The organism is Pararhizobium sp. LjRoot238, from assembly GCF_964252955.1.
GTDB lineage: Bacteria > Pseudomonadota > Alphaproteobacteria > Rhizobiales > Rhizobiaceae > Pararhizobium.
In genome coordinates this window covers 37,414-54,729 of record NZ_CAXUPP020000001.1, presented here as the reverse complement: position 1 = coordinate 54,729, position 17,316 = coordinate 37,414, and the positions used below count along the sequence as shown (strand labels likewise).

Sequence of the window (17,316 nt, the reverse complement as noted above, 5' to 3'; positions counted from 1 at the left end):
GGGTCCAGCCCCTCGATACCGAGAGGCTGGCATTGTCGCGCCGTCGTCATTGCACAAGACGGATCGCGCCGGGGTTGTTGATTGTCGTGTTTGCCAGCTCCGGATCGCAATCCATTTTAAAATAGCTGTTTCCGGTCAGGGTGATCTCCTGCGCGACCAGGCGAATGCATTCTCCGCCCGTGGCTCCGTTTCCGGAATACTGGATTTCTTGCGTATCCGGCATGTAAACGATCCCGGTCAGCGAGGACGAGCTGTTGCCGTTGATCACGGCTGGTTCCGTGTTTCCATGCTCTGCCACGATCGAAAAGCCGGCCCAGTCTCCCGAGAGTGATGGCGAGATATCGAACGTGGCGCCGCCGTGAATTACGAGGCTGGCGTCGTTCACCAGGAAAAACGTGACGCCGTGACCGGTCACCACCGATTGGCTGGTCAACTGCAGAGAACCGCCGTCGATGATGTATGAACCTGGCTCGAGATTGATCGCCCCCTTGAGTTCGAGGCTTCCATAGGTCCCCGGCTTCAAAGTGACGACGTAACCGGCGTTGTTGCCGTTCGGCGTCTTTCCGGTTCCATTGCAATTTCCATTGCCGCCACCGCCATCGACGAAGTTTTGACCGCAACCGGAAAGGTCGACCCACGGGGCGGTAACCGGGAGTTTCTTGTTCTTGAAGGGATCCGGAACCCTTGGCGATTTCTCATGCGGATCGGGACAGGCCAGTTGTACCGCATTGGGATCGATCGATATGCCTCCGGAAGAATAGAGACATTCAGCTTTCAGGCTGCCCGAGCCGCCGACATAGATCGCCTCTGCGTCGGTGGAGTTCGCCGTGATGGTACAGCCGCTCATATCGATGGCCGCACTGCCGCTGACTTCGAATGATCTGTATTTCGTCGGGTGCAGGGCAAGAATGCATGCCTCTATTCCAGGCACCCGGGCCGCAATGGCGCGCTTGCTGATTTCGAAGGGAAGCCGCTCCAGGAACATTGGTTTGTAGTTGAAGCCGTACGCCGCCGTTGCCGTATCCTCGAGCGCGCCGTCAACGAGCGTCAAGCTGAAACTCGACAAGTTGTCTTCCTCGGGCAGCGGCTCGGAATTTGCCGGAACAGTGAAATTGCCAAAGAAGATGTCGCTCGCTTCCTTGGTCGTTTCGTCTTCGCTGGAACCTTCCCCGAAGGATCGGACTGCCGAAAGGGCCGCGCTGTCAAGCGCCGCTTGCAGTTTCGTTGCCTCGATGTATGCGGCTCCAAGGTCAATCACCACAGCAGCGGCTCCGATGACCGGAACGAATGCAATGGCGGTCAGAGTGGAAAAATTACCCGATTCGTCACCAAGGAAATGATCGATGTACGCTTTGAATGGCCGCCGCATAGCTACCCCCTCTATATGGACTGGCAATTAGGGAGGAATGTTACTGATCTCTAATGTTAGAAAGATGAAAGAAACCATTAAGATTTTATGGGGTTTCTCAAACGCTTCTTTGCGGATTTCGCCTTCCATCGTCTGTTGCCGGGCAGGCACTGCAATTTCCCATCTGGTTCCGCAGCGCCTGAGACCCGGACGCCGGGACAACATCGTCTCTCAACCGCCGGTGCTTTCCATATCCGCTGCAAGCTCTGCCAGTTTCCGCACCGTGTTGAGATTGCGCGATGTTGCATGCTTCAGCGCCGGCAGTTTCAGTTTCGAGCGGCCCGAGCCGTTCGGATAATGCACGTAGATTTCATGGCCCGCGGCATGCACCTCTTCGCCATCCGGCGCGACGAGTTTGTCGAGGGCATTGGCAGGCGCCGCCTCTGGCAGGAAGTTGACCATCAGGTAGTTCGGTTTGGCATCCGGGAAGGGATTGTTCTCGGCGATCGCTTCCAGTTGGCTGCGGCTGCGCACCATCACACCCGGTGCCTTGCCCATGAATTCGGCGAGCGCCTCATCCAGAGCCTTCGCGCTGTCCGCGGTGGAAAGCTCGGAGCGGAAGAGCACATTGCCGCTCTGGATATAGGTTTTCACGTCCGAGAAACCGGCCTTCTCGCAAAGCGTCTTCAGGTCGCTCATGGCCAACTTGCCGGTTCCGCCGACATTGACGGCGCGCAGAAGAGCGATATGGACAGGCATTTGATCTCTCCATCTATTCTCCCCGCAGGCCACGGGGAGAATGAGCTGTCATGAACGCGAAGAGCAGCCTCATGCTACTGCATAATTCCTTGGATCGGAAACGATCAAAGGACAAAATTATGCAGCAGATCAAAGTGTTACAGCGACCTTTTCGCGTCTGAAAGACGCGCGGCGCTGTAGCAGAAGTTGAGCCTGCCGCCCTTACATCTTCCCCGCCACCTTGATCGCAAAGGCATATTCAAACGCGATCTCCTCTAGCCGCTGGAACCGCCCCGAGGCGCCGCCGTGGCCCGCGTCCATGTTGGTCTTCATCAGGATCGGCGCGGAGCCGGTGGTTTTTTCGCGCAGCTTCGCCACCCATTTGGCCGGTTCCCAATAGGTCACGCGCGGATCGGTCAGGCCGCCGAGCGCGAGGATGGCGGGGTAGGGCTTTTCCGAAACATTGTCGTAGGGCGAATAGGCCGCCATGCGCTCGTAGGCCGTCTTGCTCTCGATCGGGTTGCCCCATTCCGGCCATTCCGGCGGGGTGAGCGGCAGCGTGTCGTCGAGCATGGTGTTGAGCACATCCACGAAGGGGACGGCGGCGATCACGCCCCTGAACTTCTCCGGTGCCATGTTGGCGATTGCGCCCATCAGCATGCCGCCGGCCGAGCCGCCCTCGGCGACGATGTTTAAGTAGGAGGTGAACTTCTGTTGATTAAGATAGTCGGCCGCGGCGATGAAGTCCTTGAAGGTGTTGGTCTTCTTCCCCATCTTGCCGTCTTCGTACCACTGGAATCCCTTGTCCTTGCCGCCGCGGATATGGGCGATGGCAAAGACGAAGCCACGATCGGCGAGCGACAGGCAGTTGGTGTTGAAACCCGCTGGAATGCTGATGCCGTAGGCGCCGTAACCATAGAGCAGGCAGGGCGCCGAGCCGTCGAGGGCCACATCCTTGCGGTAGAGCAGCGTCACCGGAACCTCGACGCCGTCGAAGGATGGCGCCATGACGCGGCGGGTGACGTAGTCGTCCGGATTATGGCCGGAAGGCACTTCCTGCGTCTTCAGGAGCGTGCGTTCGCGCGTTGCCATGTTGTAGTCGTAGAGCTGGCTCGGCGTCGTCATCGAGGAGTAGGAGAAGCGGATGACGTCGGTGTCGTATTCGCCGGCACCGGAGAGGCCGAGCGAATAGGCTTCCTCGGCAAAGGCGATCGCATGTTCCTCACCGGTCTTGCGGTCGCGGATCTTGATCTGCGGCAACCCGTTTTCCCGCTCCAGCCAGACGAGATGGCGGGCAAAGGCCATGTGGCTGATGATCAGTCGGCCCGGCGTATGCGGCACGACGTCGGTCCAGTTTTGACGCCCAGGTTTGTCAACCGGCGTCTGCATGATCTTGAAATCCTTGGCGCCGTCGGCATTGGTCAGGATGTAGAAGACATCACCGCCCTCGGTCAGCGAATATTCGAGACCGGTTTCGCGCGCCGATACCAGTTGCGGCTTGCCCGTCAGGTCCGATGTCGGCAGCAGCCAGTATTCGCTGGTCTCGTGGTCGTGAATGTCGATGTAGATGAAATCGTCGAGCATCGAGCCGCCGACGCCCATGAAGAAGCCCGGATCCTCCTCCTCGTAGACCAGCCGGTCGTCGCTCTGCGGCGTGCCGAGGATATGATGGAAGATCTTCGACGGCCGGTGGTTGTCGTCGAGAACGGTATAGAAGAAGCTCTTGCCATCCGGCGCCCAGGCGCCGCCGCCGCCGGTGTTTTCGATGACGTCGGTGAGGTCCTCGCCGGTTGCGAGATCGCGGACGCGCAGCGTGTAATATTCCGAGCCCTTGTCGTCATAGCCCCAGAGGCCGCGGCTGTGGTCGGTTGAGTGGTCGATGCCGGCGAGGCGGAAATAGGCCTTGCCGTCGCCTTCCTTGTCCCCGTCGAGCAGGACGGTGCGTGTCCCGCCATCGCGGGGGATGCGGAAATAGCGCGGCTGCTCGCCGCCGGTGACGAAGAAGGTGCCATAGGCAAATGGCCCGTCCTTCATCGGCACGGAACTATCGTCTTCCTTGATACGGCCCTTCATCTCGGCAAACAGCGTCTTCTGCAGCGTCTCGGTATCGGCCATCGCCGCCTTCATATAGGCGTTCTCGGCTTCCAGGTGTTTGCGGATCTCCGGGTCGAGGATCGAGGGGTCCTTGAACATCGCCTGCCAGTTGTCGGCGCGCAGCCAGGCATAGTCGTCCGTCCGGGTGATGCCGTGGCGGGTATCCGTCACCGGTTTCTTCGGAGCAACGGGAGCGGCGGGCAGGTTCTTGAAAATGGACAAGGATGTCTCCGGGAAAAATGCGAGGGGTGTATATCGGAGATAGAGGCCGGGTGCGCAAGGTTCAAGGAAAAAGCTCCGGACATTACGCAGACCGCCTGAACAAATTCGCTCGTTGGCCGTTGCGCAGTATCGCGTTCATGGCGAATGGAGGATCAGATGAGCATCGCGACTTGCCTGTGGTATGTGGACGAGGCCGAGGAGGCCGCCAATTTCTATGTGTCGCTTTTTCCGGACGCCCGGGTCGACCGGATTACGCGCTATCCGATCGATAGTCGAAACGCCCGGACCGGCGACGTGATGACGGTGGACTTCACGCTGGACGGCAAATCCTTCATGGGGCTGAACGGTTTCGAGCCGGCCGAATATACGCATGCCATGTCGATCTCGGTCACCTGTGCCGATCAGGCCGAAGTCGACAGGCTGTGGGATGCGCTGCTCGACGGCGGTCAGCCCGTGCAATGTGGCTGGCTGAAGGACCGCTGGGGCGTGCACTGGCAGATCGTTCCCAAGAACCTCACCGAGTTCATCGCCAGCAGCGACAGGAAGGCAGCCGCGCGTGCCATGACGGCCATGCTCGACATGGTCAAGCTCGACGCGGCCGCGCTCGAAGCGGCGTTTCGCGGCGAGGTGGGATAGTCTTTTGCGCGCGCGGCATAACGCGTCACCGTGCCCGACAGCGGCCACCCCCCTCCGCCCTGTCGGGCATCTCCCCCTCAAGGGGGGAGATTGGAGCAAGAGGCTGGCCCCACGCCAATCTCCCCCTTGAGGAGGAGATGTCACGAAGTGACAGAGGGGGGTATTCTCAGAGCCCTTGTGGACCGTGACCGTTCGTAAGTAGAGCGTAGGCGGCGATTTCACATAGGAAAGCTTTAACCGTACGTTAGCGCAATTCCTTCAGATTGGGCCTCAGGGCGCGATGTCGTTTTCCCGTGCGCTTTGCCAGAGGCATCATGCCTTGAACCTCCCTTTTTCGTTCAACTAGCGGGCCATCGGCCCTGCCGGAGTTCAGCCATGACCTTTCGCAATCTTTCCATTCTCCAGAAGATCGGCCTCGTCGTGTTCGTCATGGGGCTCTCTTCGCTGGTCATCGCCTTTGTCGGCGCAAGGGGAATCTTTGCGCTGGAGCAGGCCATGGTGTCCGTCGGCAACAAGGAGGAGGTCGCCCGCGAGGCGATGGACCTGCGCGTCGATATCATCGCCATCAGCCGCATGACCTACCAGCTCGCCGCCCAGCCTGAAAAGGCGGCCGATTTCCGCGCCGAAACGGAAAAGCGCTCCAAGGAAATGCTCGAGCGCCTGCCGAAGATCGAAGCGGCCGCCGACCAGACCGAACTCAAGCAGCTGCAGACGATCCGCTCGACGCTCGAAACCTATTTCGGCGAAATCCGCGCCATGGTCGATATCGCCGAGAAGAACGGTGAGGATGCTGCTGCGATCAAGGCCGGGCTCGGCAAGGCGCTCGCCGCGCAAAAGACGGTCACCAGCGCGGTCAAGGCATACAGCACCTATTCCGGCGAAGCGCTTGCCACGGCCCGTGCCGACGCTCTCCAGTCCTCGTCGATCGCGTTTGTCATCGCACTCGCGTCGGCCGCGGCCTGCATCATCTTCGGAGCGGTCGTCAGCCTTCTCGTCGCCCGCCGCGGCATCTCGGCACCGGTTCGCGCCATCACGGCCGCGATGAGTGGCCTTGCCGAAGGCAATCTCGACGACACCGGCACCGACGCCACCCGCAAGGACGAGATCGGCGAAATGGCCCGCGCCGTCGAAGTCTTCCGCCGCAATGCGCTGGCGATGCGCGATATGAAGGCGCAGGAGGCAGCCCTTCATGCGCTGAGCAGCGATCTGCAGTCGAGCATCAGCGCCGTCGTCGCTTCCGCCGTTGCCGGCGATTTCACCGGCCGTATCGGCAAAGATTACCAGAACGACGACCTCAACCGCTTCGCCGGCAGCGTCAACGAACTGGTCGACAGCATCGACGACGCCGTCGCCGAAGTGCGCCGCGTCATCGCCGCTCTTGCCGATGCCGATCTGTCGCAGAGCATGGAAGGGCGGTTCCAGGGTGCCTTCGCCGAATTGCAGCAGAACGTCAATGCGACGATGGTGACGCTACGCTCGACCATGCATAATGTGCGCGGGGCTGCCGGCACGATCAAGGAAAGCTCCGCCGAACTGAGCTCGGCCGCCAACGATCTCTCCAAGCGCACAGAGCAGCAGGCCGCAGCGCTTGAGGAAACCGCCGCAGCCCTCGACGAGATCACCGCCACCGTCCGCGCCTCCTCCTCGCGCGCCAACGAAGCCCGCGACATGGTGCGCGCAACCAAGGAGAGCGCCGGCAAGTCGGGCGAGATCGTCCGCAGCGCCGTCAGCGCCATGAGCCGCATCGAGGGCTCCTCGAGCCGCATCAGCCAGATCATCGGCGTCATCGACGAGATCGCCTTCCAGACCAACCTTCTGGCACTCAATGCGGGCGTCGAGGCGGCCCGCGCCGGCGAGGCGGGACGCGGTTTCGCCGTCGTCGCCCAGGAAGTGCGCGAACTGGCGCAGCGCTCGGCCAATGCCGCCAAGGAGATCAAGACGCTGATCAGCGCCTCTGCCTCGGAAGTCGAAGGTGGCGTCTCGCTGGTGCGGGCAACGGGCGATGCGCTGCTGGAGATCGAGAAGCTCGTCCTGCGCGTCAACGACCATGTGGACAGCATCGCGACCGCGGCGCGCGAACAGTCAACGGCGCTTGCCGAAATCAACACCTCCGTCAACCACATGGACCAGATGACGCAGAAAAACGCCGCCATGGTCGAGGAGACGACGGCGGCGAGCGAAACACTTGCCGAAGAGAGCCGCCAGCTGCAGACCCTGCTTGCCCGCTTCAAGCTCGAAGAAGCAAATCGCGCATCGCAGCCACAGCAGCGCACCCGTTACGCGGCCTGAGCGGCGGCGAGCACGTAAACGGAAAGGTGAGGGGAGGACGACCTGTGTCCTCCCCCTCACGCATTTTGCATCGCCGCGCTGGAAAGCGGCAAGCACCGGCCTCACAAACCGTCCGAAAGGTGGACCGGGCTGCATCCAGGTCGTAGAATGAAGCCTTCCTGTAGGCAGGAGGCGCAAATGACTATCTTCATGGACCGGCATGATCTCGCGGGGATCACAGCCGCCGACGCCGCCGAGGCGCATCGCAAGGATATCGAGATTCAGGACCGGTATGGGGTTAAGTTCCTGACCTACTGGTTCGACCAGCGGCGCGGAACCGCGTTTTGCCTAGTGGACGCGCCCGACGCCGAAACCGCTCAATGCGTGCACCGCGAGGCGCACGGCTTCATCGCCGGCGAGGTTGTCGAGGTCGCATTGTCGGCGGTCGAGGCGTTTCTCGGCCGAATTCAAGACCCCGAGATGGCGCCTGGACAAACTTCGGCCGAAATGGATTGCGGCCACCGGGCAATCCTGTTCACCGACATCGTCGGCTCGACCGCGATGACATCGCGCCTCGGCGACCGCATGGCGACCGAACTGGTCAGGGCGCATGACTCTATTGTGCGCAGATGTGTCGGACACGCCTCGGGCCGCGAGGTGAAGCACACCGGCGACGGCATCATGGCGACGTTTGCCTCGACAGCCGCAGCCGTCGATTGCGCAAGGGCGATCCAGCAGGAATTCAAACGTTACAACTGCGGCAACGCCGAGCCTATTCATATTCGCATCGGGCTGGATTGCGGCGAGCCCATCGAGGACAGCCACGACCTGTTCGGCTCTACGGTGCAACTTGCAGCACGATTGTGCGCTGTGGCCTCCGGCGACCAGATCCTGGTGTCGGAAAACATTTTTCGGGAGTACGGCCCCGCCGATCTCTTCGCTCACGCGACACGCCGGCGGCTGAAGGGATTTTCGAAGCCCATGCTGGCCTTCCGATGCGACTGGGCTGATACCGGCGTCTAGCCTGTGCCGCGCGCTTCAGCCCGATGCCCCAGGGGATCGACCACCGAGACGGTGGCGCCATTGCGCGTCACCGGAGTTTCCATTTCATCACGCTTGGCGATCGCCGCCTGCAGCTTGGCCGGATCGTTGAAATGCACGGTGTCGTCCGCAAGGCCGGTCATGTCGCCCTGCCGCTTCGGCGCACGGCTGCGTGCTCGATGAGGGCTCGTTGTCGGTGTCTCCGCCTACCACATAATTCCTTAAATCGGGATCGACTTAAGGATAAAAATATGCAGCATGTCAAAGTCTTACAGAGACCTTTGCGCGTCTGAAAAGACGCGCGGCGCTGTAGCCCCGACATCAGAGGATACGTTCAGGTGGGTGTCAGCTTTGTGGTGTCCTTTCCGTCATTTGTGCGGCCAGGCGGCCGCGCCAATATGTCGAGACAGAGTGGACAACATGAAGAAGAAAGCACTGCATATCGTCCTCGAAACTGAGCGGAAAGACACCGTCTTCAGTCAGGACGAGCCACCGGTCGGCGATTTTTCCTTCAATGCCAAGGTGGCTGACGTGTTTGACGACATGGTCAGCCGCTCGGTGCCGCACTACGAAGAAATGCAGCGGATGGTCTGCGAACTGGCGCTGGATTTTGCCAAGCCCAATACCAACTTGTACGATATCGGCTGCTCGACTGCGACGACGCTGCTGGCCCTCGATCCTGTTCTGGATCCCAGCGTCACGTTCATTGGCGTCGACAACGCCCCCGATATGCTTGAGAAGGCACGGCAGAAGATCGCCCAGACCGGTACGCAAAGGCCGATCGAGCTGCAGACGGCCGATTTGCACAAGGGCCTGTATATGGAGAATGCCAGCGTCGTTACGATGCTGCTGACGCTTCAGTTCATTCGTCCGCTCTACCGCGAGCGAATGATGAAGATGATCTACTCCGGCTTGAATGAACAGGGTTGCGTGGTCCTGATCGAAAAGCTGACGAGCGAGGACACGACCTTCAACCGCCTGTTCATCCAGCATTATTACGATTTCAAGCGGCGAAACGGATATTCGGAGATCGAGATATCCAAGAAACGGGAAGCGCTGGAAAATGTCCTCATCCCCTATCGACTGGAAGAGAATATCCAGCTTCTCCGGGAAACAGGATTCAAGCACATCGAGGTGTTTTTCCGCTGGTACAACTTCTGCGGCATCATCGCGGTCAAATAGCTGAGAAAAAAATGAAATCCTTGATGATCTCCATCGGCAACTTTCTGTTCCGGTATCGAAACCAGCTATTCCCCGTCATTATCGTCGCGCTCTTTCTCTCCGCCGCGCCGGAAACGGAAATGTTTGGCAGCAAGCAGCTCGAAAATGCCAAGGACATGGTCGCATGGCTTATCGCATTTTCCGGGCTGGCGTTCCGTGCGATCGTCATCGGCTATGCGTACATCCAGCGGGGCGGCCTGAATAAGAAGGTCTACGCCAAAAATCTTGTCACCGAAGGCATGTTCAGCATCTGCCGCAATCCGTTGTACGTCGGCAACGTCCTGATCTACAGCGCGGTCTTCCTCATGCATGGCAACCCGGTGGTGACGGTCGTCGGTATCCTGTTGTTCTGCTTCATGTACCAATGCATCGTCTACGCCGAGGAGGCGTTCCTTAAGGGAAAGTTCGGGGAAGGCTACAAGGCCTACTGCTCCGATGTCCCGCGCTGGCTTCCGCGCTTCGGCAAGTTTTCCCAGGCCACTGAGGGCATGGATTTCAATTTCAAGCGGGTTATTGCCAAGGATTATTCAACCGCGTCGGCCGCACTGATCAGCTTGCTGCTGGCAGAAATTTACGAGCACGTGGCGGGCTCGGTTCCGACTGCCGACGCCCGGTATGTGTCCATCCTCGCAACTCTCATTGTTCTGACCGGCATCGCCACCGCGTTCATCAGCCAGCTGAAGAAACGCGGCGTTTTCAGCGAAAAGAAAACGGTTTGAACAGAGGTTTGGGCTTCTACGACCTGGAGCCGACCGCCCCATCGGTAACCGCATTCCTTGCACGACGGCAATGATCCTTCACGCCGGCTGCAGCTGTTGCGGCTGCGTCGCCGCTTTTCTTGAAAAAAGTTTTGGCGGCATGTCGATTTTCCCGTCACGCGTTCGTCGTATGATCAGGAAGGCCATTGTGGCTTCCATCATCAGAGGAGAAAAGACGATGCGCGTCATGGTTATGGTGAAGGCGACGAAGGAAAGCGAAGCGGGGATCATGCCCACGACCGAGCTTCTTGAAGCCATGGGCAAGTACAACGAGGAATTGGTCAACGCCGGCATCATGATGGCCGGCGAGGGGCTGCACCCTTCGGTCAAGGGCAAGCGCGTCGCGTTCGACGGGCCGGGCCGCACCGTCATCGATGGCCCGTTCGCCGAGACCCGCGAACTGGTCGCCGGCTTCTGGCTCTGGGAGGTCAAGGATATGGCCGAGGCGGTGGAGTGGGTCAGGCGCTGCCCCAATCCGATGCTGGGTCCGAGCGAGATCGAGATCCGCCAGGTGTTCGAAGCCGCCGACTTCGGCGATGCCCTGACGCCGGAGCTCGCCGAGCAGGAGGAGCGGCTCCGCGAAAAGACGGCCGGCCGTTGACACCTCATCCGTCGCCACTGCCGCTTGACGTGGCCCTCGCACCTCCCTTAAGCGGGAAGCATGGCGGCGGTCGAAACCCATCAAACGATCGAGACGATCTTCCGGATCGAACAGGCCAGGCTCATCGCGGGCCTGGCCCGAATGGTGCGGGACGTCGGTTTGGCCGAGGACCTGGCCCAGGACGCCCTCGTGACGGCCCTCTCGGAATGGCCGAAGACCGGGGTTCCGAGAAATCCCGGCGCCTGGCTGATGGCCGCTGCCAAGCGCCGCGCCATCGACGGCTTCCGCCGCAAAAAGATGCTGGCGCGCAAGCATGCCGAGATCGGCCGGGACCTTGAGAACGAAAGTGTCGACCCTGTCGCGGACATCGAGGCGGCCATGGATGACGACCTTGGCGACGAACTGCTGGGCCTGATCTTCACCGCCTGCCACCCGGTGCTGTCCCCGGAGGCGCGCGCGGCCCTCACGTTGCGCCTGATCGGCGGGCTGACGACGGACGAGATCGCCCGTGCCTTCCTCTCGAATGAAGCGACCATCGCCCAGCGCATCGTCCGGGCCAAGAAGACGCTCGGCAGGGCCGGCCTGACTTATGAAGTGCCGCGCGGGCCGGACCGAAGGGAACGCCTCGCCTCGGTGCTCGAGGTCATCTACCTGATCTTCAACGAGGGTTATGCTGCCACCGCCGGCGAAGACCTGATCCGTCCGGCTCTGTGCGCCGAGGCCCAGCGCCTCGGCCGCATCCTCGCCGGCCTGGCGCCCGAGGAGCCCGAGGTCTTCGGTCTGCTTGCGCTGATGGAAATCCAGGCCTCGCGTCTCAACGCCCGGACGGCGCCGGACGGCTCGCTCGTTCCCCTGACCGAACAGAACCGCGCCCGCTGGGACCAACTCCTGATCCACCGGGGCCTCGCTGCCCTCGAACGCGCCGATGCGCTCGGTGGCGCGAACGGACCCTACGCCCTGCAGGCAGCACTCGCCGCCTGCCACGCAAGGGCGCGCAAGGCGGAGGAGACCGACTGGCAGAGGATCGCCGCGCTCTACGACACGCTGCGTGAGGTGATGCCGTCACCGGTCGTCGATCTCAATCGGGCCGTGGCCCACAGCATGGCCTTCGGGCCGCAGGCAGGTCTGGCGCTCGTGGGCGAGATCGAGCGGGCAGGGACCTTGCGCGACTACGCCCCGATGCCGGCCGCGAAGGGGGACTTCCTGTTCCGGGCCGGCCGGCTGACCGAAGCCAGGGCCGCGTTCGAGCGCGCAGCCGCGCTCACCCGCAACGAGCGCGAACGAGCCTTCCTCCTTGGACGGGCGGCGGCCTGCGGCGGCTGATCCAACGCGCTATCTGGTGAACTCGCTCAAGTTCACGGGTTGAAGTCACGTCGCAGATTTTGGCGTCAGTTCAATGAGGGGTTGCAAGATAGCCATTGCCAGCAAACTGCTGGCATCTCGCCACGGCATAGCACCGGGAACGCGTCTGCTCAGTCCTTTGCATTCACCCCACCAGCTTCAGCCCGATGCCCCATGGGTCGACCAGTGAAACGGTGGCGCCGTTGCGTGTCACCGGAATTTCCAACTCGTCGAGCTTGGCGATCGCCGCCTGCAGCTTGGCCGGATCGTTGAAATGCACGGTGTAGTCGGCAAGGCCGGTCATGTTGCCCTGCCGCTTCGGCGCGCCGCGTGAATTCCAGATATTGGCGCCGACATGGTGGTGATACTTGCCCGAGGCGAAGAAGCTGGCGCCGGGATAGGTGGCCATCAGGTCGAGCCCGAGCACGTCGCGGAAGAAGGCGTTGGCCTGCGGAATATCCGACACCTGCAGGTGGATATGGCCGATCGCCGTCCCGTCCGCCATGCCGTCCCACTTGTCCTTCGGCGCCTCGTCGTAGAGCGCCTGCAGGTCGAGCGGCAGCGTCGCCATCTTCACCATGCCGTCCTCGATATAGTTCCATTCCTCGCGCGGCCGGTCGCGATAGACCTCGATGCCGTTGCCTTCCGGGTCGCCGAGATAGATCGCCTCGCTCACCAGATGGTCGGATGCGCCCTGCAGCGGCACGTTGTTATGGGCGATATGGGCCAGCCAGCGGCCAAGCTCGGTGCGATCCGGGACGAGGAAGGCCGTGTGGAAGAGGCCGGGCGCATTGCGCGGCGCAACAGCGGCATTGCCCTCGGTCGTCAGCGTCAGAAGCGGCCGTCCGGCAACGCCGAGCGTCTCGCCGCTCGCCGTCTTGTCCATCGGCGTCAGGCCCATGATCTGCTGATACCACGACGACACCATCGGCAGATCGCGCACCACCAGATGCGAGTGATCGATATAGGCCGGCATGCGGACTGCGTGTGTGGCGGCTTGCTCTGTCATCGTCGTGCTTTCTGCCTTGGCCGTGGTCGCAGCGGTTCCCGTCACCAGCGCTGTTGCTGAAAACTTCATGAAGGTGCGTCTGTCGAAGCTGGCCATGGCGCGATCCCGTTTGCAACTGTTGCAAACTATATGGCGCGCGCGTAGCGTTCGCGAAAGGGGGCGTATTGAGGAAGTACCGTTCTCAACCTGTTGACAATCGCCTGCGGCCACATGGCAAGTTGTGACTTTTTCCCGGACACACCTATATTCTAGTCTATCCGCGCAAGGCAGCGAGGGTTGGTGAAAACAGCGGCCCATGAGGCAGGACATCTTGCCTCTCTGCCGGCGCGGCGAACCCGAGGAGACAGTCATGTATTCGAGAATCATCGTCCCGATTGCCATGGACCAGCTGGAGCACGGCGAGAAGGTCCTGGAGCGCGCCAAGTCGCTGCTCGACGAGGGTGGCGAAATCATTCTATTGAATGTGGTCGAGGATCTGAACGCCTATGCGCAGGGCTACATGATTGTCGACTTTCCGCTGGAAATGATCGAGGCGTCCCGCAAGCATGCGGCCAACACGCTGACCGACCTCAAGCGCAAACACGGCGTCAGGGGCCGCGTCGAAATCCGCGTCGGCGGCGCTGCGGGCATCATCAACGCCTTTGCCGAAGAGATGGAGGGCGATCTGGTCATCATCGCCTCGCACCGGCCCGGCCTGATCGACTATTTCATCGGCTCCACCGCAAGCCGCGTCGCCAGCCATTGCAAATGCGCGGTGCTGATCGATCGCTGAAGGCCGAAGGTGCTTGTCGCCTATGCGGCAGCAATTGCCGCCAGCGGCTGCGCTTGGTCCGAAGCCGCAACTCGGGTGTCGCAAATTTCGGTCGCAAAAATCTGAGTTCTGCGATCGATTTTTGCGACGGAAATTCAGTCTTTCAATGCGGCCGATTTTGTCGCGAGTATTAGGGATATTCGCGACATGACTATGCCGGCGCGCCTTCAGCAAGCCGCGTTTCCAAGACAAGTGATGAAGCTCGGTGTTATCGAGGAGATGAGGAGGAAGTTCATTGGCAAGCAGCTATTTTCGTGTCGCTTTGGCCCAGGTTATGCCGGACGCCGACAGCGATGGTTATATCGCGTCCGCGGCTAAAGCCGGCGCCGATGTCGTCGTATTTCCTGAGATGTTTTCAAATGGGTATAGCCGTTTCGATCCTGAAGATGAGGCATCTCAGAAATCGTGGATCGATGCAGCGGTTGAACTTGATGGCACTTTCATTGACAAATTTCGGAGCGCAGCCCGCAGGAATGGCGTTGCCGTTGTGGCAACGTTTCTTGAGAGAGGGAAAGTCAAACCCTTCAACTCCGCCGTGCTGATCGATAGCAGCGGCGAGATCGTCCTTCATCAAAGGAAGCGACATATCTGCTTCTTTGCCATCCCGGAGGAAGTTTGTGCGCCTGGTGAGAGTTCTGAGGTAATCCGACTTCAGACTGGAGCCGGCGAGATCGCCATCGGCATTATGATCTGCATGGACCGTGAATTTCCTGATGTTGCATCGGACCTCGTGAGGGCTGGTGCAGAGATTATTCTCGTCCCGAACAGCAGCCCGCTGGTCGATGACGTAGGTGTCGGAGACATACGCGTGGCGGGCGTGCGCGCAATGGCCTTCCAATCGGTCGTGGGAGTGGCTGTGGCCAACTATCCGGAGCCGAAAGACGACGGGCGGTCCTTTGCAGTCGATCCTTTGGGTAAGGTCGTTACTATGGGCGGAACGATCCAAGAGCTTGTTATTGCCGACCTCGATCTTGACCACATTAGAGCCACGCAGAAAAACGAATGGTTCCGGCGTGTGCGATAGCTTCATCAAGTTGTGATGGTTGTTCTCCCGTCAGGGTATTCCGCTGGTCCCTTGATCTCGATCTTGTTGCCGAAAGGATCGTGAATGTAGAAGGAGTGGCCCATTCCGCGCGATCCCCCATGAAAGGCCTCTTGGTGAATTTCGATCCCATGGCCCTTCAAATGTGCCCGCATCGCCTCGTGGTCGAAAGGGCCGGTTGCGATGCAGATGTGGTCGACGTTGCGGCCGCCTGATACTGGGGGAGCCGCCTTTCGGCCGCCAGGATGTGTGATGTCCCACAGCACTATCAGGGACGATCCGCACCACACTTGCTCCATGCCAAGCTCTGGATATGAGTAGCCAGGCTGGCAGCCCATGACACTGAAATAGAAGCTGAGCGCACCCTTCATGTCATCAACCAGAAGGACGAGGTGATCAATGCCAACAAGTGAGAAAGGAACGGTCATTCGCATCACCTGCTTGTCTTCTGCGGGATTAACCCTCGTTGCACACTGTGAAACAACAACGTCAAATATCAACTACCGCCCGATTATGCCGGTCGCACTTCGCAGAAATCCTAAGGAGATTCGCGAACGATCGATCTTGAGGGACATGATCAGCGAGTTCGCGTGAATTGCGGGCATGATCTCGGTCTCCTCTTGGCCTGTGATCTTAAAACCCTGCTTCGTATAAAAGCTCAGTGCCGGCTCGATTGCCGACAACACACGAATTTCAAGACGATCACTGTTTGAAGCGGATGAAACGGCTTCCAGCAAAAGCGTTCCGACTCCTCCTCGTTGGTGGAGAGGGCTAACGTACATGCCCCAAAGGTATGCTGTGCCGCCACGATCCGCAAAGATCGCACTCCCCACAATCTCATCATCCACAACCGCGCAGTAACCTTGCTCACCATTGTCTGGCAACAATGCAGAAGCACCATGAGCGTCAAGGTTGGATAGCATGGCTTCCAAAGCATCCGCGCCAAGGCTTTCCGTATAGGTAGCAATCCATGTTTGCCGCCAGAGCTCAACCAGATTTCCAGTGTCTGTGTTTAGGATAGGCCGCGCTGAATACATGCTTACCTCTGCCACTGCATTGGACATTTGCGACGTCGCAGGATAAGGATTTCCGCAATACTGGCAATGACTGCAACGGCGCAACTCTTCCGTTTACGTTCGTCATCACCCTCACCGCACCCCGAAAATGTTGTCGATCGCCGCCTGTGTCAGCGGGCCGAGGCCGCCGTCGATCGGGCCGGAATAGAGTCTCTGGTCGGCAAGGCGCCGCTGCAGTGCCTTGCGGAAGGGCAGCGACCAGTTGTCGGAATTGTCACGCATCTGGTCGCGGCTGAAGTAGTCTCCCGGGGAACAGCGGTGCGCACGCTGCGGTGAGATGTCGATCTGTTGCAAAGATTGATCTTTCCGGCCCTTTTTCGCCTCGCCTGCCTGTGTCAGATTGTATGGCTGCCGCGCGCTTGCGGTGGCGATATGATGCTGCGAACTATGGTGGGCAATTTGCTGGCAGCATCGTGAAACCGGACTGAAATGAAGTGTCGAGGGGCTCTGGTGGAAATCAAGGGCATCAAATGGGATTACGATCGCTCTGAACTGATTGCCGATGGTGTCATCCACGGGATCGGCCTCGTTTCGGCGCTGATCGGCGTCACGGCGATGATCTTCTATGCGACCGTCTGGAGCACGTCCGGGCAACTGGCCGCCGCCTGGATCTACGGTGCCGGGCTCGTTGCGACGCTGTCGATCTCCTTCCTCTACAATCTCTATCCTGTGTCGAAGACGAAATGGTTCCTGCGCCGCTTCGACCATTCGTCGATCTTCGTGCTGATCGCCGCCACCTATACGCCGTTCCTGCAGCGCGGCTGGGACGATCCCTATCTGTTCGGCATGCTGATCGGCATCTGGGCGATCGCCTTTGTCGGCGTTTTGATCAAATGCGTCTTTCCCGGCCGCTTCGACAAGGTGGCGATCCTGCTTTATCTCGCCATGGGCTGGAGCGGAGTGTTTGCCGCCGGCCCGCTCCTGTCGCAGTTGAAGGAAACGACGCTGATCCTCATCCTGATCGGCGGCATCGTCTATTCCTGCGGCGTGATCTTCCATGTCTGGGAAAAGCTGCGCTTCCAGAACGCCATCTGGCATGGCTTCGTGGTAACGGCTTCCGCCGTGCACTATTCCGCCGTTCTCACCTGCATCAGCAGCGCTTCGGCCTGA

The 17,316-nt window shown here is 60.2% G+C and carries 18 protein-coding genes; 10 read left to right on the top strand and 8 right to left on the bottom strand.

The window, feature by feature from the left end; translation table 11 throughout:
- Positions 1-46 precede the first annotated feature (46 nt).
- The 3 genes from ACSQ3F_RS00325 to ACSQ3F_RS00315 form a co-directional block, all read right to left on the bottom strand.
- Complete coding sequence (locus tag ACSQ3F_RS00325) at positions 47-1,369, bottom strand: pilus assembly protein TadG-related protein (RefSeq protein ID WP_436098377.1); 1,323 nt, start codon at positions 1,367-1,369, stop codon at positions 47-49.
- 210 nt (positions 1,370-1,579) lie between these two features.
- Positions 1,580-2,107: a DUF1697 domain-containing protein gene (locus ACSQ3F_RS00320; protein ID WP_436098376.1), complete on the bottom strand. Its 528-nt coding sequence runs from the start codon at positions 2,105-2,107 to the stop codon at positions 1,580-1,582.
- 201 nt (positions 2,108-2,308) lie between these two features.
- Positions 2,309-4,402, bottom strand: a complete 2,094-nt coding sequence (locus ACSQ3F_RS00315) for a S9 family peptidase (protein ID WP_436098375.1) — start codon at positions 4,400-4,402, stop codon at positions 2,309-2,311.
- A 156-nt stretch (positions 4,403-4,558) separates the two neighbouring features.
- Here ACSQ3F_RS00315 and ACSQ3F_RS00310 point away from each other — a divergent pair, with 156 nt between their 5' ends.
- From ACSQ3F_RS00310 to ACSQ3F_RS00300, 3 genes are all read left to right on the top strand, one after another.
- Entirely contained in the window at positions 4,559-5,038 is a 480-nt protein-coding gene (locus tag ACSQ3F_RS00310) for a VOC family protein (protein WP_436098374.1), read from the top strand.
- A gap of 375 nt (positions 5,039-5,413) precedes the next feature.
- Positions 5,414-7,327 (top strand): methyl-accepting chemotaxis protein, encoded by a 1,914-nt coding sequence (locus ACSQ3F_RS00305; RefSeq protein WP_436098373.1) that lies wholly within the window; start codon positions 5,414-5,416, stop codon positions 7,325-7,327.
- Positions 7,328-7,504: 177 nt separating this feature from the next.
- A complete protein-coding gene (locus tag ACSQ3F_RS00300; protein ID WP_436098372.1) occupies positions 7,505-8,329 on the top strand; it encodes a nickel-binding protein in 825 nt (274 codons plus the stop codon).
- Here the strand turns inward: ACSQ3F_RS00300 and ACSQ3F_RS00295 are convergent.
- Entirely contained in the window at positions 8,326-8,490 is a 165-nt protein-coding gene (locus ACSQ3F_RS00295) for a hypothetical protein (protein ID WP_436098371.1), read from the bottom strand. The two genes, ACSQ3F_RS00300 and ACSQ3F_RS00295, sit on opposite strands and share 4 nt — an antisense overlap.
- Positions 8,491-8,767: 277 nt before the next feature.
- On the opposite strand from ACSQ3F_RS00295, the gene cmoA reads away from it, so the two are divergent.
- The 4 genes from cmoA (at position 8,768) to ACSQ3F_RS00275 (ending at position 12,250) form a co-directional block, all read left to right on the top strand.
- Positions 8,768-9,529 (top strand): carboxy-S-adenosyl-L-methionine synthase CmoA, encoded by a 762-nt coding sequence (cmoA, locus tag ACSQ3F_RS00290; protein ID WP_436098370.1) that lies wholly within the window; start codon positions 8,768-8,770, stop codon positions 9,527-9,529.
- Positions 9,530-9,552: 23 nt separating this feature from the next.
- Positions 9,553-10,287, top strand: coding sequence for a methyltransferase family protein (locus tag ACSQ3F_RS00285; RefSeq protein WP_436098369.1), 735 nt, complete (start codon positions 9,553-9,555; stop codon positions 10,285-10,287).
- A gap of 217 nt (positions 10,288-10,504) precedes the next feature.
- Positions 10,505-10,927 (top strand): YciI family protein, encoded by a 423-nt coding sequence (locus tag ACSQ3F_RS00280; protein WP_436098368.1) that lies wholly within the window; start codon positions 10,505-10,507, stop codon positions 10,925-10,927.
- Positions 10,928-10,987: 60 nt separating this feature from the next.
- A complete protein-coding gene (locus ACSQ3F_RS00275) occupies positions 10,988-12,250 on the top strand; it encodes an RNA polymerase sigma factor (protein WP_436098367.1) in 1,263 nt (420 codons plus the stop codon).
- Between the two features lie 163 nt (positions 12,251-12,413).
- Here the strand turns inward: ACSQ3F_RS00275 and ACSQ3F_RS00270 are convergent, their stop codons facing one another.
- Complete coding sequence (locus ACSQ3F_RS00270; protein WP_436101995.1) at positions 12,414-13,277, bottom strand: VOC family protein; 864 nt, start codon at positions 13,275-13,277, stop codon at positions 12,414-12,416.
- A 349-nt stretch (positions 13,278-13,626) separates the two neighbouring features.
- Between ACSQ3F_RS00270 and ACSQ3F_RS00265 the strand changes: the two genes are divergently transcribed.
- Together ACSQ3F_RS00265 and ACSQ3F_RS00260 are read left to right on the top strand one after the other, a co-directional pair.
- Entirely contained in the window at positions 13,627-14,049 is a 423-nt protein-coding gene (locus ACSQ3F_RS00265; RefSeq protein WP_436098366.1) for a universal stress protein, read from the top strand.
- Positions 14,050-14,323: 274 nt separating this feature from the next.
- Entirely contained in the window at positions 14,324-15,112 is a 789-nt protein-coding gene (locus ACSQ3F_RS00260; RefSeq protein ID WP_436098365.1) for a carbon-nitrogen hydrolase family protein, read from the top strand.
- 5 nt (positions 15,113-15,117) lie between these two features.
- Here the strand turns inward: ACSQ3F_RS00260 and ACSQ3F_RS00255 are convergent, their stop codons facing one another.
- The 3 genes from ACSQ3F_RS00255 to ACSQ3F_RS00245 form a co-directional block, all read right to left on the bottom strand.
- Entirely contained in the window at positions 15,118-15,558 is a 441-nt protein-coding gene (locus ACSQ3F_RS00255) for a VOC family protein (protein ID WP_436098364.1), read from the bottom strand.
- A 72-nt stretch (positions 15,559-15,630) separates the two neighbouring features.
- Complete coding sequence (locus ACSQ3F_RS00250; protein WP_436098363.1) at positions 15,631-16,194, bottom strand: GNAT family N-acetyltransferase; 564 nt, start codon at positions 16,192-16,194, stop codon at positions 15,631-15,633.
- 84 nt (positions 16,195-16,278) lie between these two features.
- Complete coding sequence (locus tag ACSQ3F_RS00245; RefSeq protein ID WP_436098362.1) at positions 16,279-16,500, bottom strand: peptidoglycan-binding domain-containing protein; 222 nt, start codon at positions 16,498-16,500, stop codon at positions 16,279-16,281.
- Positions 16,501-16,635: 135 nt separating this feature from the next.
- Here ACSQ3F_RS00245 and trhA point away from each other — a divergent pair, with 135 nt between their 5' ends.
- The gene (gene trhA, locus ACSQ3F_RS00240) at positions 16,636-17,316 is read left to right on the top strand and encodes a PAQR family membrane homeostasis protein TrhA (protein ID WP_436098361.1); all 681 of its coding nucleotides are present in this window, start codon (positions 16,636-16,638) and stop codon (positions 17,314-17,316) included.